The organism is Streptomyces sp. NPDC093221, assembly GCF_044753885.1.
Lineage (GTDB): Bacteria > Actinomycetota > Actinomycetes > Streptomycetales > Streptomycetaceae > Actinacidiphila.
The window spans coordinates 389513-410543 of record NZ_JBIVOA010000008.1 but is presented as its reverse complement, the minus strand read 5'-3'; the positions used below and the strand labels follow the sequence as shown (position 1 = coordinate 410543).

At 70.5% G+C, this 21031-nt stretch carries 21 protein-coding genes and 1 riboswitch; of the genes, 7 read left to right on the top strand and 14 right to left on the bottom strand.

Annotated elements, in window-relative coordinates; all coding sequences use genetic code 11:
* Positions 1-61: 61 nt before the first annotated feature.
* A complete protein-coding gene (locus ACIQCJ_RS28275) occupies positions 62-376 on the bottom strand; it encodes a hypothetical protein (protein WP_402712929.1) in 315 nt (104 codons plus the stop codon).
* Positions 377-513: 137 nt separating this feature from the next.
* Between ACIQCJ_RS28275 and ACIQCJ_RS28270 the strand changes: the two genes are divergently transcribed.
* Positions 514-1293, top strand: a complete 780-nt coding sequence (locus ACIQCJ_RS28270) for a rhomboid family intramembrane serine protease (RefSeq protein WP_402712928.1) — start codon at positions 514-516, stop codon at positions 1291-1293.
* Positions 1290-1571 (top strand): Lrp/AsnC ligand binding domain-containing protein, encoded by a 282-nt coding sequence (locus ACIQCJ_RS28265; protein WP_188281460.1) that lies wholly within the window; start codon positions 1290-1292, stop codon positions 1569-1571. The genes ACIQCJ_RS28270 and ACIQCJ_RS28265 overlap by 4 nt, the downstream gene beginning before the upstream one ends.
* A 70-nt stretch (positions 1572-1641) precedes the next feature.
* Here ACIQCJ_RS28265 and ACIQCJ_RS28260 read toward each other — a convergent pair whose 3' ends face one another.
* Together ACIQCJ_RS28260 and ACIQCJ_RS28255 are read right to left on the bottom strand one after the other, a co-directional pair.
* The gene (locus ACIQCJ_RS28260; protein ID WP_401303828.1) at positions 1642-2229 is read right to left on the bottom strand and encodes a TetR/AcrR family transcriptional regulator; all 588 of its coding nucleotides are present in this window, start codon (positions 2227-2229) and stop codon (positions 1642-1644) included.
* 19 nt (positions 2230-2248) lie between these two features.
* Entirely contained in the window at positions 2249-2803 is a 555-nt protein-coding gene (locus ACIQCJ_RS28255) for a GNAT family N-acetyltransferase (RefSeq protein ID WP_402712927.1), read from the bottom strand.
* 54 nt (positions 2804-2857) lie between these two features.
* Here ACIQCJ_RS28255 and ACIQCJ_RS28250 point away from each other — a divergent pair, with 54 nt between their 5' ends.
* On the top strand, positions 2858-3754 hold the full coding sequence (locus tag ACIQCJ_RS28250) for an NAD(P)-dependent oxidoreductase (RefSeq protein ID WP_402712926.1): 897 nt from the start codon (positions 2858-2860) through the stop codon (positions 3752-3754).
* Here the strand turns inward: ACIQCJ_RS28250 and ACIQCJ_RS28245 are convergent.
* From ACIQCJ_RS28245 to ACIQCJ_RS28220, 6 genes are all read right to left on the bottom strand, one after another.
* On the bottom strand, positions 3751-5121 hold the full coding sequence (locus ACIQCJ_RS28245; RefSeq protein ID WP_402712925.1) for an aminotransferase class V-fold PLP-dependent enzyme: 1371 nt from the start codon (positions 5119-5121) through the stop codon (positions 3751-3753). The genes ACIQCJ_RS28250 and ACIQCJ_RS28245 overlap by 4 nt on opposite strands.
* A 164-nt stretch (positions 5122-5285) precedes the next feature.
* Positions 5286-5402: riboswitch (SAM riboswitch) on the bottom strand.
* 111 nt (positions 5403-5513) lie between these two features.
* Entirely contained in the window at positions 5514-6578 is a 1065-nt protein-coding gene (gene trpD / locus ACIQCJ_RS28240) for an anthranilate phosphoribosyltransferase (protein WP_355334260.1), read from the bottom strand.
* Between the two features lie 176 nt (positions 6579-6754).
* Positions 6755-8389: a cytochrome bc complex cytochrome b subunit gene (locus tag ACIQCJ_RS28235; protein WP_355334263.1), complete on the bottom strand. Its 1635-nt coding sequence runs from the start codon at positions 8387-8389 to the stop codon at positions 6755-6757.
* Positions 8386-9447, bottom strand: a complete 1062-nt coding sequence (locus ACIQCJ_RS28230) for a Rieske 2Fe-2S domain-containing protein (RefSeq protein ID WP_355334266.1) — start codon at positions 9445-9447, stop codon at positions 8386-8388. The genes ACIQCJ_RS28235 and ACIQCJ_RS28230 overlap by 4 nt, the downstream gene beginning before the upstream one ends.
* A complete protein-coding gene (locus ACIQCJ_RS28225) occupies positions 9444-10253 on the bottom strand; it encodes a c-type cytochrome (RefSeq protein ID WP_355334269.1) in 810 nt (269 codons plus the stop codon). The genes ACIQCJ_RS28230 and ACIQCJ_RS28225 overlap by 4 nt, the downstream gene beginning before the upstream one ends.
* A gap of 66 nt (positions 10254-10319) precedes the next feature.
* The gene (locus tag ACIQCJ_RS28220; protein WP_355334271.1) at positions 10320-10940 is read right to left on the bottom strand and encodes a heme-copper oxidase subunit III; all 621 of its coding nucleotides are present in this window, start codon (positions 10938-10940) and stop codon (positions 10320-10322) included.
* A gap of 224 nt (positions 10941-11164) precedes the next feature.
* On the opposite strand from ACIQCJ_RS28220, the gene ACIQCJ_RS28215 reads away from it, so the two are divergent.
* Positions 11165-11590 carry a hypothetical protein gene (locus ACIQCJ_RS28215; protein ID WP_402712924.1) on the top strand — a complete coding sequence of 142 codons (426 nt, stop codon included), beginning with the start codon at positions 11165-11167 and terminating at the stop codon, positions 11588-11590.
* Positions 11591-11606: 16 nt separating this feature from the next.
* Here the strand turns inward: ACIQCJ_RS28215 and ACIQCJ_RS28210 are convergent, their stop codons facing one another.
* The 4 genes from ACIQCJ_RS28210 to coxB form a co-directional block, all read right to left on the bottom strand.
* Positions 11607-12884 (bottom strand): Ig-like domain-containing protein, encoded by a 1278-nt coding sequence (locus ACIQCJ_RS28210; RefSeq protein WP_355334275.1) that lies wholly within the window; start codon positions 12882-12884, stop codon positions 11607-11609.
* A gap of 169 nt (positions 12885-13053) precedes the next feature.
* The gene (locus ACIQCJ_RS28205; protein WP_188281472.1) at positions 13054-13452 is read right to left on the bottom strand and encodes a cytochrome c oxidase subunit 4; all 399 of its coding nucleotides are present in this window, start codon (positions 13450-13452) and stop codon (positions 13054-13056) included.
* The gene (ctaD, locus tag ACIQCJ_RS28200; protein WP_355334278.1) at positions 13449-15206 is read right to left on the bottom strand and encodes a cytochrome c oxidase subunit I; all 1758 of its coding nucleotides are present in this window, start codon (positions 15204-15206) and stop codon (positions 13449-13451) included. The genes ACIQCJ_RS28205 and ctaD overlap by 4 nt, the downstream gene beginning before the upstream one ends.
* Positions 15203-16195: a cytochrome c oxidase subunit II gene (gene coxB / locus ACIQCJ_RS28195; protein WP_188281474.1), complete on the bottom strand. Its 993-nt coding sequence runs from the start codon at positions 16193-16195 to the stop codon at positions 15203-15205. Before coxB ends, ctaD begins: the two co-directional genes overlap by 4 nt.
* Before the next feature lie 248 nt (positions 16196-16443).
* Here coxB and ACIQCJ_RS28190 point away from each other — a divergent pair, with 248 nt between their 5' ends.
* Positions 16444-17832: an aminotransferase class V-fold PLP-dependent enzyme gene (locus tag ACIQCJ_RS28190; protein ID WP_355334282.1), complete on the top strand. Its 1389-nt coding sequence runs from the start codon at positions 16444-16446 to the stop codon at positions 17830-17832.
* A gap of 21 nt (positions 17833-17853) precedes the next feature.
* On the opposite strand, the gene ACIQCJ_RS28185 is transcribed toward ACIQCJ_RS28190, so the two are convergent.
* Positions 17854-18834 carry a carbohydrate kinase family protein gene (locus tag ACIQCJ_RS28185; protein ID WP_355334284.1) on the bottom strand — a complete coding sequence of 327 codons (981 nt, stop codon included), beginning with the start codon at positions 18832-18834 and terminating at the stop codon, positions 17854-17856.
* Positions 18835-18970: 136 nt separating this feature from the next.
* Here ACIQCJ_RS28185 and ACIQCJ_RS28180 point away from each other — a divergent pair, with 136 nt between their 5' ends.
* Positions 18971-19228, top strand: coding sequence for a hypothetical protein (locus ACIQCJ_RS28180; protein ID WP_355334286.1), 258 nt, complete (start codon positions 18971-18973; stop codon positions 19226-19228).
* Positions 19229-19371: 143 nt separating this feature from the next.
* Positions 19372-21000, top strand: coding sequence for a hypothetical protein (locus ACIQCJ_RS28175; protein ID WP_402712923.1), 1629 nt, complete (start codon positions 19372-19374; stop codon positions 20998-21000).
* The last annotated feature ends 31 nt before the right edge of the window (positions 21001-21031 follow it).

The following is a 21031-nucleotide window of genomic DNA, read 5'->3' as shown; positions in this document are numbered from 1 at the left end:
CCCGGCCCCCTTCGATCCCTCCGGCCGCCGCCTCTTGCATCCATTGTCCCCGTAAGGAGGCTCAGTCCCGCGCCGAACCGGTCTCCGCGTCCGCGCCGGAGTCCGTTTCCCGGGCCGTTCCCTCGGACGTTCCCGCGGCCACGGCCGCGCCCGGCCGGTCGACCAGCTCGATCTGGTCCGCGGCGTTGCACCAGCGGCACCGCACGGACTCGACCGTCTCGGTCAACACGTCGGTCTCCTCGATCCGCGGCTCGCCGCCGAGGTCGAGATGGACGTACTCCACGACCCGCGTGGAGCGGGTCACGTCGAACCGGGTCAGATTGCCGCACTGCGTGCAGCGCCACCGGGTGGTGGCGGTGGGCATGGGCACCGGCATCGGTCCTGCACCTCTTCCTCGGTCGGGCGTATCAGTGCTGACGGGCGTACGTCGGGGTCACCTTACGGCCTCCGACCCGCGACGCGCTGCGGCGAGGCGGCCTATGTCCGTTACGACCGCTGCGTCATCATCGGTCCATGGTCATCCCGGTGTACGACAAGAACCCGGTCCGCCGCACGCCGGTCGTGACGTATGCGCTGATCGCCCTGTGCACCGTGGTCTTCCTCCTCGGACCGCTGTCCGGCTTCAACCCCTCCTACGGCACGGGCGACAAGCTCCAGTGCGCGCAGGCCGTCTACTTCGCGCACTGGGGTGTCATCCCCAGTGAGCTGTTCCACGGCCGGCTCCCGATGGACCGGCTCGACCTGCCCGCGGGCTGCGCGGCCCCGCACGCGTACGCGAAGTCGCCGCTGCTGTCGGTGCTCACGGCGATGTTCCTGCACGGGAGCTGGCTGCACCTGATCGGCAACATGCTCTTCCTCTACGTCTTCGGCGACAACGTCGAGAACCGGATGGGCCGGGTGCGCTTCGCGCTCTTCTACCTGGTCGCGGGCTATCTGGCGACGTACGGCTTCGCGCTCGCCAACCCCGAGTCGACGCAGAGCCTGGTCGGCGCGTCCGGGGCGATCTCCGGGGCGCTGGGCGCGTATCTCTATCTGTATCCCAAGGCCCGGGTGACGAGCCTGTTCCCCTTCCTCTTCTTCATCCCGCTGCGCTTCCCCGCGTGGATGGTGCTCGGCTTCTGGTTCGTCCTCCAGTGGCTCGCCGCCCAGACCGGCAGCAACGGTCCGGGGGTGGCGTATCTCGCCCATGTCGTCGGCTTCGCCTTCGGGTTCCTGTGCGCCTGGGTGTGCTACCGGCCGCGTCGTAAGCTGAGCGTCGTAGTCGGGTCGACCCAAGGAGACATCCAGCCGTGATCACCGCGATCGTGCTCATCAAGACTTCCGTCGACCGGATTCCGGAGATCGCCGAGGCCATCGCCGCGCTGGACAACGTCAGCGAGGTCTACTCCGTGACCGGCACGTACGACCTCGTCGCGCTGGTCCGCGTCGCCCGCCACGACGACCTGGCGGACATCATTCCGGGCCGGATCTCCAAGATCCCCGGTGTCGAGGCCACCGACACCCATGTCGCCTTCCGTACGTACTCGCAGCACGACCTGGAGGCCGCGTTCGCGATCGGCCTCGACGCCTGAGGCTGATTCCCTCTACGGATTCCGCCTACGGGTTCGTCCTACGGATTCGTCCTGCGCTCCCGGTACGCGGTCACGCGCGGGCCGCGTCCAGCAGCGGGCCCAACTCCCGTGCGGCGGTGGTGAGGGCGCGGACGTCGCGCTCCGCCCTGGCGATCAGGATCGCGCCCTCCAGGGTGCTGATCATGAGGGTCGCCAGCGGTACGGACCGGTCCTCGGGAACGCCCATGCCGGTCAGCGCCGCGGCCACCGGCGCGGTCCAGGCCGCGAAGGCGGCGGCGGTCGCCTTCCGGGTGGACTCGGTGGTCCGCGCGCAGTCCACCGAGGCGGCGGCGACCGGGCATCCGGCGTCGAAGCCGTCGGCCGCGTACTCGTCCGTCCACTGGCCGACCATCGCGGCGAACAGGCCGCCGGGGGTCGGCTCGGGCAGCGCGGCCAGGAAGCGGGCGACGCGCTTGGCGGCGTAGTTCCCCGCCCAGGCGACCGCCTCGTTGACGAGCTGTTCCTTGCCGTCGGGGAAGTAGTGCTGGAGCGAGCCGCGCGGGGCGCCCGCGTGGGCGGCGACCTCGCGCATACCGGTCGCGCCGACGCCCTCGCGCCGGATGAGCTGGGCCGCGCTGAAGACCATCCGCTCGCGCGGTCCGCGTTCTGACCCGGCCATCGTCGACACCTCCACGGAGCTACTGCGTTCCGACCCCCGCCGCCCGGGTCGTCCGGGCCACCTTATAGACGGCGGTCAGACCGTCCGGGGTGTACGACGCGCGGACCGGTTCCAGGCGGCGGCCGAGCGCGGCGAGCAGGCCCCGCCTGCCGTGCGGGACGTTCACCGTCACGTGCTCGACGCCCCTGGCCCGCGCGCGGGCCAGCAGCAGGCCGACCATGGCGGTGCCGACGCCCCGGCGCTGCCAGGCGTCCACGACCAGCACGCCCAGCTCGCCGCCGGTTCCCGGCCCGGCGGTGTCGTCCGCCGCGAAGCCCGCGATTCCCACCAGGCGGTCCCGGCCGCCGCGGTACGCGACCACGGCGTCGTGCGCCGCGGGCGGTCCTGCCAGCAGACGGTCCAGGTGGGCGCGGGGGAATTCGCGCGCGCCGCCGAGGAAGCGCAGCCGGACCGTCTCCGGGGAGCAGGCCGCGAAGAGGGCGGCCACCGCGTCCGCGTCGGCGGGCCTGAGCAGGTCGATCCCGTCGGCGGAAGCGGCCGTCCGCCGATCCGCACCCTCTATGACCACTGTCATAACGACCAGTATTATGACGGCTGTCATAAACGGCAAGAGAGGCGGCGGTGCGTCGTGGACATCGGATTCCTGGGGCTCGGGGTCATGGGCCGGCCCATGGCGCTCAATCTCCTCCGCGCCGGGACCCCGCTGGTGGTGTGGAACCGCAGCGCGCCCGCCGCCGAGGCCCTGCGGGCGGCGGGCGCCGAAACCGCCGACAGCCCCGCCGACCTCTTCCGCCGCGCCGGGACCGTCTTCGTGATGCTCGCCGACGGCGCCGCCATCGACTCCTGCCTCGGCCGCGGCACCCCCGCCTTCGCGGCGAACGTCGCGGGGCACACCCTCGTGCACATGGGCACGACCTCGCCCGAGTACTCGCTCGGCCTCGAAGCCGAGGTCCGCGCGGCGGGCGGCCACTACGTCGAGGCCCCGGTCTCCGGCTCCCGCGCCCCGGCCGAGGCGGGCCGCCTGGTGGCGATGCTCGCGGGCGAGGACGCCGTCGTCTCAGCGGTACGGCCGCTGCTGGCGCCCATGTGCCACGAGACCTTCGTCTGCGGGCCGGTGCCCGGCGCCCTGCTCATGAAGCTGTCGGTCAACCTCTTCCTGATCACCGTGGTCACCGGGCTCACCGAGGCGTTCCACTTCGCCGAGCGGCACGGCGTCGACGCCCGTCAGTTCCTCGCCGTGCTCGACGCGGGACCGATGGCCAGCGGCGTCTCCCGTATGAAGTCCCCCAAGCTGCTCGCCCGCGACTTCACCGTCCAGGCCGCCGCCGCCGACGTCCTCATGAACAACCGCCTCATCGCGGAGGCCGCCCGCGCCTCCGCCACCGCCACTCCCCTGCTCGACACCTGCCTCGCCCTGTTCACCGAGACCGCCGCCACCGACCCGGCCGCGGACATGATCGCCGTCCTGAAGGCCATCGAGTCCCGCACCGAGGGTGCCGTTCGTGTTCCGCCGGAGAGGCGCTAGCCGCGGTCGGGCACGCAGCGGCCGCCCTCCGTGCGGTAGTTCCACTGGGCGCCGTCGCGCACGAGGGTGCGGACGGCGTGGACGAAGCGGTCGACGTGCTCCTCGGGGGTGCCCGCGCCGAAGCTCACGCGGATGGCGTTGAGGACGCGCTCGCCGGGCGCGGCCTCGGGAGCGCCGCACTCGCCCGGGTCGTCGCCCTCGGCGCCGAGGAGCGTACGCACCAGCGGGTGGGCGCAGAAGAGACCGTCGCGGACACCGATCCCGTACTCGGCGGAGAGCGCGGCGGCGAAGTGCGAGCTGTTCCAGCCCTGGACGACGAAGGAGAGCACGCCGACCCGGGGCGCGTCCTCGCCGAACAGGGAGAGCACCCGCACCTCGGGCACGGAGGCGAGCCCTTCCCGCAGCCGGGCGAGCAACCGCTGCTCACGGGTGACGAGTTGGTCGAACCCGGCCTCGGTCAGCGCCTTGCAGGCCGAGGCGATGGCGTAGACGCCGATGACGTTCGGCGACCCGGCCTCGTGCCGCGCCGCGGTGGTGTGCCACTCGACGTCGACTCCGCCGTCCGCGCGCCGCGCGACCTTGCGGCTGGCGCCGCCGCCCGCGAGGTACGGCTCGGCCTCGCGCAGCCAGTCGGCGCGGCCCGCGAGGACACCGGAGCCGAAGGGCGCGTACAGCTTGTGGCCGGAGAAGGCGACCCAGTCGACGTCGAGCGCGGCGATGTCCACCGGGTGGTGCGGGGCCAGTTGGGCGGCGTCCAGGACGATACGGGCGCCGTGCCGGTGCGCGGCGGCGGCCAGCTCCCGCACCGGCCACAGCTCACCGGTGACGTTGGAGGCGCCGGTGACGCAGACCAGCTTGGGCCCCTTGGGGGCGCCGTGCAGGGCCACGTCGAGCGCGGCGACGGCCTGCTCGGGCGTCCGCGGCGCGCCCAGGACGGTGACCCGCGCGTCGTCCCGCGTCTGCCACGGCAGCAGCGAGGCGTGGTGCTCGGTCTCGAAGACGAAGACGTGGGTGCCCGCCGGGATGACGGCGGCGAGCAGATTGAGCGAGTCGGTCGTCGAACGGGTGAAGATCACCTGGTCCTCGGCCCGACAGCCGAGGAATTCCGCGACCGTGGCCCGGCTCTGCTCGAACAGGTCGGTGGAGAGCTGCGAGAGGTAGCCGGCGCCGCGGTGCACGCTGCCGTAGTAGGGGGCGTAGGCGGCCACGTCGTCCCACACCCGCTGGAGCGCGGGGGCGCTGGCGGCGTAGTCGAGCGCGGCGTACGTCACTTCGCCGCCCGTCACGAGCGGCACGAGGACGTCCCGGCCCAGAACGGGCAGCGGGGTACAAATCTCACGGTCGGTGGCAGCGATGGACACAGTCATGGCGATCTCCCGGATTACGGCAGGCGAAATCACCGCACATCTGAAGCCGAAAAGGAATGGCTCGCGGTACAGAAGCGCGGGATGGAAACGTCGAACGAAAGGCGGAACGGCGGAACCGGGCCGACAGGCCCTATCGCATTCGCTTGCTCATGAAAGAACTCCCCAAGTCCGGCTTGCCATGAGCCTCGCTGCTCACGGCCTGGTCATCACCCGGGGCACCCCGCCTCGGACGGAGGGTTGCCGGACAGCGAGCCGGGGCCTTGACGCTGTCACTCGTGACCTGGACAGCATTCTGCCACAAGGCGCCGAACGCACAAGACGCCGTCCAGAAATTGGACAGCGTCGTGTGCTCGGTCCCCGGGGGACCTATCCGAATTCCGCCACAGTGGCGATTACGCGTTGCTCGCCGCCGCCCACCGCTCCAGCGTCGCCGCCGCCGCGCCCGAGTCGATCGACTCGGCCGCCGTCACCAGACCGGCCGCGATCTGCTCCTCCAACGGCCCGCTGCCGGGCCGCAGGGCCACCAGCGCCGCCGCCGAGTTGAGCAGCACGGCGTCCCGTACGGGCCCGGTCTCGCCCGCGAGCAGCCGCCGGGCGACGTCCGCGTTGTGGGCCGCGTCGGCGCCGCGCAGCGCCTCCACGGGCACCAGGGGCAGGCCGACGTCCCGCGGGTCGAAGGCGGTCTGCTCCACCTTGCCGTCGCGCACCACCCACACCTGGGAGGTGGCGGTGGTGGTCAGCTCGTCCAGGCCGTCGTCACCGCGGAACACCAGTGCGGACGAGCCGCGTTCGGCCAGCACGCCGGCCATGATCGGCGCCATCCGCGGGTCCGCGACCCCGGTGGCCTGCGCCCGTACCCGGGCCGGATTGGTCAGCGGGCCGAGGAAGTTGAAGACGGTCGCCACCCCCAACTGGCTCCGGGCGGTGCCCGCGTGGCGCAGCGCGGGGTGGAATTTGATCGCGAAGCAGAAGGTGATGCCCGCCTCCTCCGCGACCTCCACGACCCGCTGCGGCGTCAGTTGCAGATTGACGCCGAGCTCTCCCAGGACGTCGGAGGCGCCGCTGGCCGAGGACGCGGCGCGGTTGCCGTGCTTGACGACCTTCGCCCCGGTGCCCGCGACCACGATCGCCGACATGGTGGAGATGTTGACGGTCTTCGCCCGGTCGCCGCCGGTGCCGACGATGTCCACGGTCGCGCCGGGCACCTCGATGGTGTTCGCGTGCGCGTACATCGACCGCACCATGCCGGAGACCTCTTCGACGGTCTCCCCCTTCGCCCGCAGCGCGACGACGAACCCGGCGATCTGCACGTCACTCGCCTCGCCGCGCATGATCGCGTCCATCGCCCACGCGGTGTCGTCCCCACCCAGATTCCGCCCTGCCAGCAGCGTGGTCAGCACGTCCGGCCAGGACCGCGTCGCCGGACTCTCGCCGCCTGCCGGGGTCACAACGCTCATGGTCCACGCTCCTGGTGGTGGGATGGGGAACTGCGCGCTCAGCCTATCCGCGCCGCGGGGCCCGACGGCTCCCTGCCCGCACTGCGGACGGCGGACGCCGAAGGGCCGGGCCCGGGACTCCCCTGAGGGGGATTCCCGGGCCCGGCCCGTGAGTGGCTCAGCTCAGCGGCGGCGGCTCAGTGGTGGCCGTGTCCGCTGGTGATCTCCTCGTACTCCTCGGCCGTGGGCTTCGGAATCTGGCTGTGCTCGCCGTAGAAGCCGCGGGAGAGCTTGGCCCGCGCCTTCTCGATCGGGTTGAGCTTGCGCTCCACGCCGTTCTCGTCCACCTCGGGGCCCGCGTCGATCGGCTCCGGCTGGACGTGCGCGGTGAGGATGTGCCGCTGCTCCTGCGAGATCGGCTCGTGCACCTCGATGTACTCACCGTGCGGCAGCCGCTTGATGATGCCGGTCTCACGACCGTGCAGCACCTTGTCGCGGTCACGCCGCTGGAGACCCAGGCAGATCCGCTTGGTGATGATGAAGGCCAGGACCGGCGCGACGAAGAAGCCGACGCGGACGAACCAGGTGATCCAGTTGATCGACAGGTGGAAGTGCGTGGCCCACAGGTCGTTGCCGCCACCGATCAGCAGCACGAAGTACTCGGTCAGCCAGGCCACACCGAAGCCGGTGCGCACCGGGCGGTTGCGCGGCCGGTCCAGCAGGTGGTGTTCGCGCTTGTCCCCGGTGACCCACGCCTCGATGAACGGGTAGACGGCGATGGCCGCCAGCACCACCGGGAAGACCATCAGCGGGATGAACACGCCCAGGACGAGTGTGTGTCCCCAGGCGTTGATCTCCCAGCCGGGCATCACACGGATCAGGCCCTCGGAGAAGCCCATGTACCAGTCCGGCTGGGCGCCGGTGGACACTTGGTCCGGCCGGTACGGTCCCATCGACCAGATCGGGTTGATCGACACGGTCGCGGCGATGGCCGAGATCACGCCGAAGACCAGGAAGAAGAAGCCGCCCGCCTTCGCGGTGTAGATCGGCAGCAGCGGCATGCCGACGACGTTCTTCTCGGTCTTGCCCGCACCCGGGAACTGCGTGTGCTTGTGGTAGAAGACCAGGATCAGGTGGGCGGTCAGCAGACCGGCCATCAGACCCGGCAGCAGCAGGATGTGGATCGAGTAGAACCGGCTGACGATGTCGTGGCCGGGGAACTCCCCGCCGAACAGGAAGAACGACAGGTACGAGCCGACCACCGGGGTGGCGAGCACCGCGCCGTCGGCGAACCGGATGCCGGTGCCGGACAGCAGGTCGTCCGGGAGCGAGTAACCGGTGAAGCCGGTGAACATGCCGAGGAACAGCAGCGTCCAGCCGAACAGCCAGTTGATCTCACGCGGCTTGCGGAAACCGCCGGTGAAGAACACGCGCATCATGTGCACGATCATCGCCGCGATGAAGATCAGCGCGGCCCAGTGGTGGATCTGCCGGATCAGCAGACCACCGCGCACCTCGAAGCTGATGTGCAGGGTGGAGGCGTACGCCTCGGACATCCGCACGCCCTGGAGCGGCGCGTACGGGCCGTGGTAGACGACCTCGTTCATGCTGGGGTGGAAGAACAGCGTCAGATACACACCCGTGAGGATGAGGATGACGAAGCTGTAGAGGCAGATCTCGCCCAGCATGAAGGACCAGTGGTCCGGGAAGATCTTCCGCATGTTGGCCTTGGCCAACTTGTAGATACCGAGCCGGGGGTCAGTCCACTCGGCGGCCCGCTGGCCGACCGGCTTTTTGCCCCGACGGGTCGAGCTTTCCGTCGTAGTACTCATCCGCGCTCCCAGAATGCCGGACCGACGGGCTCATCGAAGTCGCCGAGAGCGACGAGATTGCCCTCACCATTGACGCTGATCCGAAGCTGCGGCAGCCGGTGCCCCGCCGGGCCGAAGATCACCCGCGCGCCGTCCGACAGGTCGAACGTCGACTGGTGGCACGGGCAGAGCACGTGGTGCGTCTGCTGCTCGTAGAGGCTGATCGGGCAGCCCACGTGTGTGCAGATCTTGGAGTAGGCCACGATTCCCTCGTGGGCCCAGTCACGCTCGCGCTTGTCCTTGATGTCGTCCGGCTTGATCCGGACGATCATCAGAGCCGCCTTGGCGATCTGCTCCTGGAAGTCCTCCTGGGACTCCTCCAGACCCTCGGGCATCGCGAAGGTGAGCGAGCCCACCACGATGTCCTCGGGGCGCAGCGGCTTGTTCGTGTTCTGGTTGATCAGCACCTTGCCCTTGGCCCACAGGGTGTGCCGGAGCTTGTCCTCCGGCAGCGGGCCGAGGTCGCGCAGGATCACGACACCGGCCAGCGGGACCAGGGTCAGGGCGCCGAACATCGTGTTGCGGATCAGCTTGCGCCGTCCGAACCCGCTCTCGCGGGCGCCCTGCGCCCACTGCTGCTCGATGTTCTCGCGCAGTTCCTCGTCCGCGCCCGCCGCGTGGCGTTCGTCGGCGAACTCCTCGTCGGACATCAGGGTGCGGGCCCAGTGGACCGCGCCCGCGCCGATGCCCAGCAGCGCCACGGCGAGCGTGAGGCCGAGCGAGAAGTTCAGCGCGCTCACGTTGCCGAACGGGAAGATGAAGACGATCTTGTCGACCGGGAAGATCACGAAGCAGGCGATGAACGCGACGGTGCCGAGCATCGACAGGCCGAACAGCCCCGCCACGACCCGCTCGGAGTGCTTCTCGGCCCGCTCGTCGATGTCCTGACGGCGGTACTCGTGGGGGGGATGGCCGGGGTTGGCGAACGGGTCGTCGGGGACCGCTGGTTCGCTCCCGTGAGCGCCGTGCTCACTTGGCAGGTTCTCTGACACGTCTTTGTGAGATCCAGTCTCGCTCATGACTTCTTGGCCTTGGTCGTCCGGGCGGCGATCCAGGTGGTGCAGACGAGCAGGAAGCCGAGGCCGAAGACCCAGGCGACCAGACCCTCGGACACCGGACCGATGCTGCCCAGCGAGAGACCGCCGGGGTTCTTCGTCTCGCTGCTGTTGACCTCGTGGAGGTACGCGATGATGTCCGCCTTCGTGTCCTGCGGCATCGTGCTGTCCGGGAAGGACGGCATGCTCTGCGGACCCGTCAGCATGGCCTCGTAGATGTGCTTGGGCGAGGCGCCCTGGATCGTCGGCGCGTACTTGCCGTTGGTCAGCGCACCGCCCTTGCCGACGAAGTTGTGGCACTGGGCGCAGTTGGTGCGGAACAGCTCCCCGCCCTTGCCGGCGTCCGCGCCCGCGGGGTTGTACTGGTCCTTGCTCGGCACGGCGGGGCCGGGGCCGAGGGACGCGATGTACGCGGCGAGCTGGTCGATCTCGGCCTGGTCGTAGATGACCTTCTTCTTCGGGATCTGCGCGCCGGGCTGCTGCGCGGGCATCCGGCCGGTGCCGACCTGGAAGTCGACGGCGGCGGAGCCGACGCCGACCAGGCTCGGTCCGTCGGAGCTGCCCTGGCCCGAAGTGCCGTGGCAGCTTGCGCAGCCGACGGAGTACAGCTTCTTGCCCTCAGTGATCGCGAGGGACTGGGCCGCGTCGTCGGCCTGCGCCTTCGGCGCCGGCGCGAGCGCGGCGTACAGCCCCCCGGTGACCGCGAGCGCGAAGAGTAGGACGACAAGCGCCGCCAGCGGGTGGCGCCGTCGTGCGGAGAGCTTTTTCACGGATTACCCCGGTGTCAGGATCTCTTGCGTCGATGCTTCTGGAATGTGTGTGCGGTGTGCGACCGGCTACTTGATCAGGTAGATCGTGGCGAAGAGGCCGATCCACACGACATCGACGAAGTGCCAGTAGTAGGACACGACGATGGCTGCGGTGGCCTGCTGGTGGGTGAACCGCTTGGCCGCGTACGTCCGCCCGAGTACCAGCAGGAACGCGATCAGTCCGCCCGTCACGTGCAACCCGTGGAACCCGGTCGTCAGGTAGAACACCGAGCCGTAGGGGTCCGAGCTGAGCGAGATGCCGTCCTTCTTGACCAGTTCGGTGTACTCGAAGATCTGCCCGCCGATGAAGATCGCACCCATGATGAAGGTCACGATGAACCAGGAGCGGAGCTTCTTCACGTCGCCGCGCTCAGCGGCGAAGACGCCCATCTGGCAGGTGAAGGAGGAGAGCACCAGGATCGTCGTGTTCGTCGCCGAGAACGGGACGTTCAACGCATGGGCGTGTTCCTTCCAGAAGTCGGCACCCGTGACCGACCGAAGGGTGAAGTACATCGCGAAGAGGGCCGCGAAGAACATCAGCTCGGAACTCAGCCAGATGATGGTTCCGACGCTGGTGAGGTTCGGCCGGTTGACCGACGGGTGCGCGTGCCCGGTATCTACTGCTGTTGCTGTCGCCACGTCCGACATTATGTCGGTCGCTTATCTGGCGCTGACTCCGGGGGGTGCCATTCGGTGTGTCAAGGCCCGCAGGAGACCCGCGTGGCCTAGCGGTGCCGTCCCCCGAAGGAGGGATGACGGTGCGTCGGACGACCGGGCCGCCGATCTTCGCGGGGTACGAACCCTCCTCGCGAAGGCGCTGGCGGGAGTAGCATCCGACGCACTTGAGAACGCCTTCACGAGGAGGAACCACGATGCAGGCGACCGCCACGGTGCTGGTCTACAGCGACGACGCGAACACCCGGGAGCAGGTCCGGCTCGCCGTCGGCCGCAGGCCCGCCGCCGACCTGCCGCCGGTGGAGTACGTGGAGTGCGCGACGATGCCCGCGGTTCTCACCGAGTTGGAGCGCGGCGGCATCGACGTCTGCGTCTTCGACGGTGAGACCTCCCCCGCCGGCGGCATGGGGGTGTGCCGTCAGGCGAAGGACGAGATCTTCCGCTGCCCGCCGGTGCTGGTGCTGATCGGCCGTCCCCAGGACGCCTGGCTGGCGACCTGGAGCCGGGCCGACGCGGCGGTCGCCCACCCCGTCGACCCGGTCGCCCTCAGCGAGTCCCTGGCGGGGCTGCTGCGGGCCAGGCTGGCGCCGAGGACCACGGCCGTGGCGACGACGGCGCGCTGAGCGCCGCGGCGGCCGGTCAGAGCGCCTGGGGGCGCAGCCGGGCCGGGTTGGAGACGGTGGCGGTGGTGGCGGTGTTCTGCGTCGCCGCGGACTGACCCGCGGCGCCGAGGGCACTGCCCTTCTTCCACTGCGCCCAGCTCAGATTCCAGTCGCCGAAGCCGTTGTCGAACGGCGTCATCGTGTCGCCGAGGCTGTGGGTGACCTCCACGATGTCGCCCTGCCGCACGTTGTCGAAGAACCAGTGGGCGTTGTCCATGCTCATGCCGGTGCAGCCGTGGCTGACGTTGGCGTACCCCTGCGAGCCCTCGGACCACGGCGCGGCGTGCACGTATTCACCGCTCCATGTCACCCGGGTGGCCCAGTAGACCGGCAGGTCGTAGGAGTCGGAGCTGCCCGCGGCGATGCCGATGCTCTCGCTCTGCATCCGGACGAACTGCTCCTTGCCGAGCACCACCTTGACGCCGTTGCGGGTGGAGAAGCCGGGCTTGCCGGTGGTGACGGGGAGCGTACGGACCACCTTCCCGTTCCGCTTGAAGGTCATCTGGTGGGTGCCCGCGTCGGTGAGCGCCTCGACCCGGTCGCCGGTGTGCAGCTCCAGGGACTTGTCGGTGCCGCCGTAGAGCCCGTCCTGGACGCGTACGCCGTTCAGGGTGCTGGTCACGTCGATCGTGGCGTCCGCGGGCCAGTACGTGCTGGGCCGGTAGTGCAGGGTGCGGTCGTCGACCCAGTACCAGGAGCCGGGGGCGGCCTGGGGGGTCGAGCTGACCTTGAGGTTGCCCTCGACGGCGGCGCGGGCCGCCGGGTCCTTGACCGGGACGCTCAGCTCGGCGGTGATCGGCTGTCCGACGCCGTACGTACCCGCGTCGGGGCCGAAGGCGACGTGCAGTCCCGCGTCCGCGGGCGTGGTGTCGAAACCGAGCGTCTTACGGCCGGGGCGGCCGTCGGAGTCCTCGGTGCTCACCCGGACCGTGTAGTGCGCGCCTGCGGCCAGCGCGCCGGTGGAGTGCCAGCTCAGGCCGTCGGAGCCGAGTTCGCCGCGTACGTAGCGCCCTGCGGCGTCCGTAGCGGTCACGTCGGTTATCCGGCTCCCGTCCTTCTTGATGGTCACCTGGAGTGGTTTGGACGGGTCGGCCTTGCCTCCGGCCGCGGAGCCGAACGCGACCTTGGCGGCGGCGTCGTGCGGCGTGGCGGCGAGCGGATTGCCGCCGCCGCCACAAGCGGTGAGCCCCACCGCGAGGGGCGCCACCAGCAGGGAGCAGCGCAGCGCGTTACGGCGTAGAGAATTGTGGCTCATGCACTCAAGTTAGGAACAACCGGGTGATTTCGCTCGGTGGATACGTGCAAAAGAGGTCGGACGCGCGAACGGGCGGGCCCGGACACCTGAGTCGGTGTCCGGGCCCGCCCGTACTTCTGTTCCCCGGGTGACGCGGGTCCCGTGGGGGCCGCGTCACCGCCCTGCCCGGCTACTGGGTGCGGTTCTCACCGCGGTAGTACTCGAACACCCAGCCGTACACGCCGATCAGGATCACCGGCAGCGAGACGAACAGCAGCCACCAGCCGAAGATGATGCCCATGAACGCCAGCGCGCCGCCGGTGGCCAGCGCGAGCGGCTGCCAACTGTGCGGGCTGAAGAAGCCCAGCTCGCCGGCGTCGTCCGCGACCTCCGCGTCCTCCCGGTCCTGCGCGCCGGTGTCGGCCCTGCGCGCGGTGAACGCGAGGTAGAAGCCGATCATCGTGCTCAGCGCGAAGGCGAGGAAGAGCGCCGTGGTGCCCGCGGGCTCCTTGGACCACAGGCCGTACACGATGGCCGAGGCCAGGATGAAGACGGCCAGGCCGAGGAACATCTTGCCTTGGACCCTCACTGACCGGACTCCTTACGGTCGTGGTGCAGGTCGCCACTGACGCCCGAGAGCGCCTGGTCGGGACCCCGGTTGACGAGCGAGTCGATCGCCGAGATCTCCGGGTGGTGCAGGTCGAACGCCGGGGATTCGGAGCGGATGCGCGGCAGCGTGGTGAAGTTGTGCCGCGGCGGCGGGCACGAGGTGGCCCACTCCAGCGAACGGCCGTAGCCCCACGGGTCGTCGACTTCGACCTTCTTGCCGTACTTGGCGGTCTTCCACACGTTGTAGAGGAACGGCAGTATCGACAGACCGAGCAGGAACGAGCTGATGGTGGAGATGGTGTTCAGCGTGGTGAACCCGTCAGCCGCCAGGTAGTCCGCGTACCGGCGCGGCATGCCCTCGGCGCCCAGCCAGTGCTGGACGAGGAAGGTGCCGTGGAAGCCGAAGAACAGCGTCCAGAAGGTGATCTTGCCGAGCCGCTCGTCCAGCATCTTGCCGGTCATCTTGGGCCACCAGAAGTGGAAGCCCGCGAACATCGCGAACACGACGGTGCCGAACACCACGTAGTGGAAGTGCGCGACCACGAAGTACGAGTCCGAGACGTGGAAGTCCAGCGGCGGCGCCGCCAGGATGACACCGGTCAGACCACCGAAGGCGAAGGTGATCAGGAAGCCGATGGACCACAGCATCGGGGTCTCGAAACTCAGTGACCCCTTCCACATCGTGCCGATCCAGTTGAAGAACTTCACACCGGTCGGCACCGCGATCAGGAAGGTCATGAACGAGAAGAACGGCAGCAGCACCCCGCCGGTGACGTACATGTGGTGCGCCCACACGGTCACGGACAGACCGGCGATGGAGATCGTCGCGGCCACCAGGCCGATGTAGCCGAACATCGGCTTGCGGCTGAAGACCGGGATGACCTCGGAGATGATGCCGAAGAAGGGCAACGCGATGATGTACACCTCTGGATGGCCGAAGAACCAGAAGAGGTGTTGCCAGAGCAACGCGCCGCCGTTGGCGGCGTCGAACACATGCGCCCCGAATTTCCGGTCGGCCTCCAGGGCGAGCAGCGCGGCGGCGAGCACCGGGAAGGCCAGCAGGACGAGGACACCGGTCAGCAGCACGTTCCAGCAGAAGATCGGCATGCGGAACATCGTCATACCGGGTGCGCGCATGCAGATGATCGTGGTGATGAAGTTGACCGCGCCGAGGATGGTGCCGAAGCCGGACAGGGCCAGGCCCATGATCCACATGTCGGCGCCGATGCCCGGCGAGCGGACCGCGTCCGACAGCGGCGAGTACGCGAACCAGCCGAAGTCGGCCGCGCCCTGCGGGGTCACGAAGCCGCCGACCGCGATGAGCGAGCCGAACAGGTAGAGCCAGTAGGCGAACATGTTCAGCCGCGGGAACGCGACGTCGGGGGCGCCGATCTGCAGCGGCATGATCCAGTTCGCGAAGCCCGCGAAGAGCGGGGTCGCGAACATCAGCAGCATCACGGTGCCGTGCATCGTGAACGCCTGGTTGAACTGCTCGTTCGACAGGTACTGGTTGCCCGGCCGGGCCAGCTCCGCGCGCATCAGCAGCGCGAGCACGCCGCCGATGAGGAAGAAGGCGAACGACGTGATGAGGTACATCGAGCCGATCGTCTTGTGGTCCGTGGTGCTCATCCACGTGACGATGACCGAGCCGGGCTTGCGCCGGCGTGCCGGGATCTCGTCCGCGTAGGAGTCGTCCGCCGCGGCGGCGCCCTGCGGTTCGTTCAGAATGCTCATGTGGTCTTGGGCTCCGAGTTCTTCGCGTTGCCCGTGGTGGCGATGCCCGCCGGGATGTACCCGGTCTGGCCCTTCGCCGCCAGGTCCTTGAGGTGCTGCTTGTACTCCTCGGGCGAAACGACCTTCACGTTGAAGAGCATCCGGGAGTGGTCCACACCGCAAAGCTCGGCGCACTTGCCAAGGAAGGTGCCCTCCTTGCTCGGAGTCACCTCGAAGACGTTGGTGTGGCCGGGGATGACGTCCATCTTCATCAGGAACGGAACGATCCAGAAGGAGTGGATGACATCACGCGAGGTGAGGACGAACCGCACGCTCTCTCCCTTGGGGAGCCAGAGCGTCGGACCGGGGTTGCCGGTGTCCGGGTTCCTGCTGGCCGGCGTGCCCACGTCGTAGACGCCCTCGGCGCCGGGGGGCAGCAGCAGCTTGTTCGCGGGGATCTCGGACAGTTCCTTCGGCACGCCCGTGGGGGTCGCCGGGTTGCCGTCCACGTCCTCGACGTAGTTGAAGCCCCAGCTCCATTGGAAGCCGACCACGTTGATCACGTGCTGCGGCTTCTTGGAGGTGTCCAGGATCTTCGACTCGTCACGGGCGGTGAAGTAGAACAGCACCGCGATGACGATGATCGGGACGATCGTGTACAGGGCCTCAAGGGGCATGTTGTAGCGCGTCTGCGCGGGGACCTCGACCTTGGTCCGGCTGCGCCGGTGGAAGATCACGCTCCACAGGATCAGGCCCCAGACAAGGCAGCCGGTCACCAGCGCGGCGGCCCAGGAGCCCTGCCAGAGCGCGAGGATCCGGGGTGCCTGTTCCGTGGCAGGACTGGGCATGCCGAGGCGGGGATAGTCCTTGTACGAGCAACCAGTGGCGGTCGCAAGGACCAGGCCCGCGGCCAGCGCCCGCGGCAGCCATCGCCGCACCGGGCGCCGCGACGAGGGGGTACCTCCCACGCCGTTCTGGCCGTGGGGGAGGTCGGAGCCGTTGGGACTCACGTAGCGCCTTCCCGAGAGTCTCGCCCGAGCGTCCGGGTGCCCGGCCGCCTGCTGGTCGGTCGGTCCGTGCACGGGCAATTAGGTGTGGATGTTTATGCGGACCAAACCCTACTGGACGCTATTTGAGGTCACGCGGGGAGGGGGTACAACGCGCCGGGGCACACCCCGAAGGGATGGAATCCCGCACTCCGGGGGCCTTCTGACAGTGCGCCCGGCCGGTCGGCGCGGGCGGGTTGTAGCGTGCTGAGGTGTCCTATTTCGATATGGCTTCGGCCGCTCCGCTGCACCCTGTCGCCCGGCAGGCGCTGCTCGCCGCCCTCGACGAGGGGTGGGCCGACCCCGCGCGGCTGTACCGCGAGGGGCGCCGGGCGCGGCTGCTGCTCGACGCGGCCCGCGAGGCCGCGGCGGACGCGGTCGGCTGCCGCCCCGACGAACTGGTCTTCACTCCTTCGGGGACACGCGCGGTGCACACGGGTGTGTCCGGCGCCATGGCGGGCCGCCGTCGGACGGGCCGTCAGGTGGTGGTCTCGGCCGTCGAGCACTCGTCGGTGCTGCACGCGGCGGAGGCGTACGAACGGGTGACGGTGGGCGTCGACCGGTCGGGGCGGGTGGCCGCCGCGGACTTCGCGGCGGCGCTGCGCGCGGACACCGCGCTGGCCTGCCTCCAGTCCGCCAACCACGAGGTGGGTACGGTGCAGCCGGTCGCGGAGGCGGCGGCGCTGTGCCGGGCGGCCGGGGTGCCGCTGCTGGTGGACGCGGCGCAGTCGCTGGGCTGGGGGCGGGTCGAGGGCGAGTGGTCGCTGCTGACGGCGAGCGCGCACAAGTGGGGCGGGCCGTCCGGGGTCGGGCTGCTCGTGGTCCGCAAGGGCACCCGCTTCGCGCCTCAGGGGCCCGCGGACGAACGGGAGTCGGGGCGCGCGCCCGGCTTCGAGAACCTGCCCGCGATCGTCGCCGCCGCCGCGTCGCTGCGGGCGGTGCGCGAGGAGGCGGCGCGGGAGGCCGTCCGGCTGACGGCGTTGGTGGACCTGATCAGGTCGCGCGTGCCGCGGGTCGTGCCGGACGTGGAGGTGGTCGGCCACGGCACGCTGCGGCTGCCGCACCTGGTCACCTTCTCCTGCCTGTACGTCGACGGCGAGGCGCTGTTGACCGGTCTCGACCGGGCCGGTTTCTCGGTGTCGTCCGGATCGTCGTGCACGTCGAGCACGTTGACGCCCAGCCATGTGCTCAAGGCGATGGGTGTGCTGTCCGAGGGGAACGTACGGGTGTCGCTGCCGCCGGGGACCGCCGCGGAGGACGTCGAGCGCTTCCTCGCGGTGCTGCCGGGGGTCGTGGCCGAGGTCCGCTCGGCGCTGGGCGCGCCGTCGGCCGCGTCGGCCGGGCCCGGCCGACAGGGCGGGCGGGAGCCGCGGGAGTCCGCTCTGGTCGTGGACTCGCTCGGCAAGCTCTGCCCGATCCCGGTCATCGACCTCGCGCGGGTCATCGACGACGTGCCGGTCGGCGGCCTCGTCACCGTGCTGTCCGACGACGAGGCCGCCCGGCTCGACATCCCCGCGTGGTGCGAGATGCGGGCCCACGACTATCTGGGTGAGCGCCCGGCGGAGCGCGGCACCGCGTACACGGTGCGGCGCAGGGCCTGACGGGCGCTCACCCGGGAGCGTTCAGCGCGCGCCGAGGTGCGTGCGGACCTCTTCGGCGGCGGTGTCGCCGTACGCCTTGCTGAAGCGCTGCATGAAGTGGCCGCGGCGCAGCTCGTACTCCTGGGTGCCGACGGTCTCGATGACGAGGGTCGCCAGCATGCAGCCGACCTGCGCGGCGCGTTCGAGGCTGACGCCCCAGGCGAGCCCGGACAGGAAGCCGGCGCGGAAGCCGTCGCCGACTCCGGTGGGGTCGGCCTTGGTCTGTTCCTCGGCGCAGCCGACCTGGACGGGCTCCTCGCCCTTGCGGTCGATCCGGACGCCGTGGGAGCCGAGGGTGGTGACGCGGGTGCCGACCCGGTCCAGGATCTCCTCGTCGCTCCAGCCGGTCTTGGCCTCGATGAGGCCCTTCTCGTACTCGTTGCTGAAGAGGTACGCGGCACCTTCGAGCAGGACGCGGATGTCGTCGCCGTCCATCCGCGCGATCTGCTGGGAGAAGTCGGCGGCGAAGGGGATGCCGCGGGTCCTGCACTCCTCGGTGTGCCGGATCATCGCCTCGGGGTCGTCGGCGCCGATCGAGACCAGGTCGAGGCCGCCGACGCGGTCGGCGACGGCCTGGAGCTCGATCAGCCGGGCCTCGCTCATGGCGCCGGTGTAGAAGGAGCCGATCTGGTTGTGGTCGGCGTCGGTGGTGCAGATGAAGCGGGCGGTGTGCAGCACCTCGGAGATCCGTACGGACGAGGTGTCCACGCCGTGCCGCTGGAGCCAGGCGCGGTACTCGGCGAAGTCGTTGCCCGCCGCGCCGACCAGGATCGGCGAGGTGCCGAGCTGGCCCATGCCGAAGCAGATGTTGGCGGCGACCCCGCCGCGCCGCACGTCGAGACCGTCCACGAGGAAGGACAGCGAGACCGTGTGGAGCTGGTCGGCGACGAGCTGATCGGCGAAACGGCCGGGGAAGGTCATCAGATGATCAGTGGCGATGGATCCGGTTACGGCGATACGCACGGCGGCAGGCTCCTGCGGGGGATCGACGAGAAGAGCAGGCGTCCCACGCTACCGGGTGCGCCGTAGCAGTCGGACACGGCGAAACTACCCGATAGTAGGGCTTTCTCGATGGTCCGCCCGTGCCTAGGGTCGAGGTATGAGGTCTACCCCCGCCGCACCCGTGCCGTCCTCCGCTTCCGCCCTTTCGGCCACGCCTCCGGTGTCCGCGTCGTTCCCGCTCGCCGAGCCCGAGTCGCTCGACCAGTTGCTCGGCGACTGCCGCCGGATGGCCGCGCACTGGCACACCCCGGCCGCCAAGGCCCAGGCCGTGGTCGCCCCCGCCAGCCTGCACGGCATCGTCGTCCCGCCCGCGTCCGCGCACGTGGTGCGCGGTATGGCCGAGTTCGGCGACTAGGGCCTGTCCGGCGTATCACGAACGGCCCCTTCGGCGGGGCCCGCGTCGCCGTTCCTCCGGACGGCGCAACGGGCCCGGCGGAACCGGAATCCGGCCCGCCGCGTCAGATCCGCATCTGACGTACGGAGCCGAAGGAGCACGCGGTGAGCACCGAACGCGACGACGACAACGCGGACCCGACGACGGAAGGGCCCCGCCCCGAGCGGTCCGCGCCCCGGCCACGGCTGTTGGTGGCGGCGGTGGCCGCCGCCGTCCTGCTGGCCGGTGGCGGCGGGGCGTACTGGGCGGCGACCGCGAACGAGGGCGGTCACCCGAAGGCCGGGCCGGCCCCGCTGCGGCTGAACGACGCCCCCGGCGAAGGCTCGGGCAGCGCGGACGGCGGCGGCGCGGACAACGGGACGAGCAGCGGTCCGGCGACCGGCGGCACGTACACGCTGACCGGCTCGCTGCCCAAGGGCCCCGATTCCGCCGCGGTCTACCGCGGGGAGGGTCCGGTCGTCGCGGCCGACGCGGAACGGCTGGCGAAGCTGCTCGGGATGAGCGGCCCGGCCACCGCGCAGGGCGACTCGTGGCGGGTGGGGCCGGGCGACGGCGCGGGGCCGACGCTGCTGGTCACCAAGGCCGCGCCGGGCACCTGGTCGTACAGCCGGTACGGCGCGACCACCGTCAACCCGGCGGAACCTGCCTATCCCCCGCGGCCGGTGAACCCCGGCGGCCCGGAGAAGAGCGGCCCGGGGACGGACACCGGCACGGGCTCCAGCGATTCGAGCAACGCCGACAGCCCCGGCAGCCCCGGCACGAACGGACCGGTGTCCTCCGCCCCCGCGAGCGGTACGACCTCGACGCAGGCGCCGACGCCCGAGCCGCCGGTGTCCGAGCAGCGCGCGAAGGCGGTGGCCGCGCCCGTATTGGCCGGTCTCGGCCTGTCGGGCGCCACGGTCGACGCGCACGAGACGGCGGGCGCGCTCCGCGCGGTGACGGCCGACCCGGTCGTGGACGGCCTGCCGACGCACAACTGGAGCACCGGCCTCGACGTCGGCTCCGACGGGCTGATCACGCTGGCGCACGGCCGCCTCTCGGCGCTCGACAAGGGCGACAGCTATCCGGTGGTGAGCGCCGTGCAGGCGCTGAAGGACCTCAACGGGCAGGTGATGCACCCCGATCACGGGATCGCCGCCTGTCCGGCGAAGTCGGCGCCCGCGCCGAAGCCGAGCGCTCTGCCGACCACGCCCGGCGAGGACAGGACGCTCCCCCACACGCTGCCGTGCGTGCCGGGCAACGGCCATCCGATGGACGTGCGCGGGGCCGAGTTCGGCCTGTCGCTCGACTACGTGTCCGGCGCCCAGGTGCTGGTGCCGTCCTGGCTCTTCGAGGTCGCGCAGCCCGGTGTGAGCCGGTCGAGCGTGGAGGCGCAGCCCGCGGTGGACCCGGCGTACATCCAGCGTGACGCGCCCGGTACCGCCGTGCCGCCCTCCGGCGTGCCGGAGCAGCCGAGCGGGCCCGCCCAGCGGCACCACACGGTCGGTCTGACCACGTACCACGCGGACGGCGGCACGCTGTCGCTGACCTTCTACGGCGGGGTGTGCAGCACGTACAGCGCGAAGGCCGCGGAGTCGGCGGACGAGGTGCGGGTGACGGTGACCGCGGCCGACAAGGGCGGCACGTGCGTCACGCTCGCCAAGGAGTTCACCGAGAAGGTGAGGCTGGACAAGCCGCTCGGCGGCCGTACGGTGGTGGACACCTCCAGCGGGCACCCGCTGAAGGCGCGCTGAGCGCACCGCGTACGCCGGGCACAGGTGAAGG

Excerpts from the sequence above, each read along its gene's own strand:
- ACIQCJ_RS28275 (WP_402712929.1), bottom strand. The coding sequence starts at position 376 with ATGCCGGTGCCCATGCCCACCGCCACCACCCGGTGGCGCTGCACGCAG.
- ACIQCJ_RS28270 (WP_402712928.1), top strand. The coding sequence starts at position 514 with ATGGTCATCCCGGTGTACGACAAGAACCCGGTCCGCCGCACGCCGGTC.
- ACIQCJ_RS28260 (WP_401303828.1), bottom strand. The coding sequence starts at position 2,229 with ATGGCCGGGTCAGAACGCGGACCGCGCGAGCGGATGGTCTTCAGCGCG.
- ACIQCJ_RS28255 (WP_402712927.1), bottom strand. The coding sequence starts at position 2,803 with ATGACAGTGGTCATAGAGGGTGCGGATCGGCGGACGGCCGCTTCCGCC.
- ACIQCJ_RS28245 (WP_402712925.1), bottom strand. The coding sequence starts at position 5,121 with ATGACTGTGTCCATCGCTGCCACCGACCGTGAGATTTGTACCCCGCTG.
- trpD (WP_355334260.1), bottom strand. The coding sequence starts at position 6,578 with ATGAGCGTTGTGACCCCGGCAGGCGGCGAGAGTCCGGCGACGCGGTCC.
- ACIQCJ_RS28235 (WP_355334263.1), bottom strand. The coding sequence starts at position 8,389 with ATGAGTACTACGACGGAAAGCTCGACCCGTCGGGGCAAAAAGCCGGTC.
- ACIQCJ_RS28230 (WP_355334266.1), bottom strand. The coding sequence starts at position 9,447 with ATGAGCGAGACTGGATCTCACAAAGACGTGTCAGAGAACCTGCCAAGT.
- ACIQCJ_RS28220 (WP_355334271.1), bottom strand. The coding sequence starts at position 10,940 with ATGTCGGACGTGGCGACAGCAACAGCAGTAGATACCGGGCACGCGCAC.
- ACIQCJ_RS28215 (WP_402712924.1), top strand. The coding sequence starts at position 11,165 with ATGCAGGCGACCGCCACGGTGCTGGTCTACAGCGACGACGCGAACACC.
- ACIQCJ_RS28210 (WP_355334275.1), bottom strand. The coding sequence starts at position 12,884 with ATGAGCCACAATTCTCTACGCCGTAACGCGCTGCGCTGCTCCCTGCTG.
- ctaD (WP_355334278.1), bottom strand. The coding sequence starts at position 15,206 with ATGAGCATTCTGAACGAACCGCAGGGCGCCGCCGCGGCGGACGACTCC.
- ACIQCJ_RS28180 (WP_355334286.1), top strand. The coding sequence starts at position 18,971 with ATGAGGTCTACCCCCGCCGCACCCGTGCCGTCCTCCGCTTCCGCCCTT.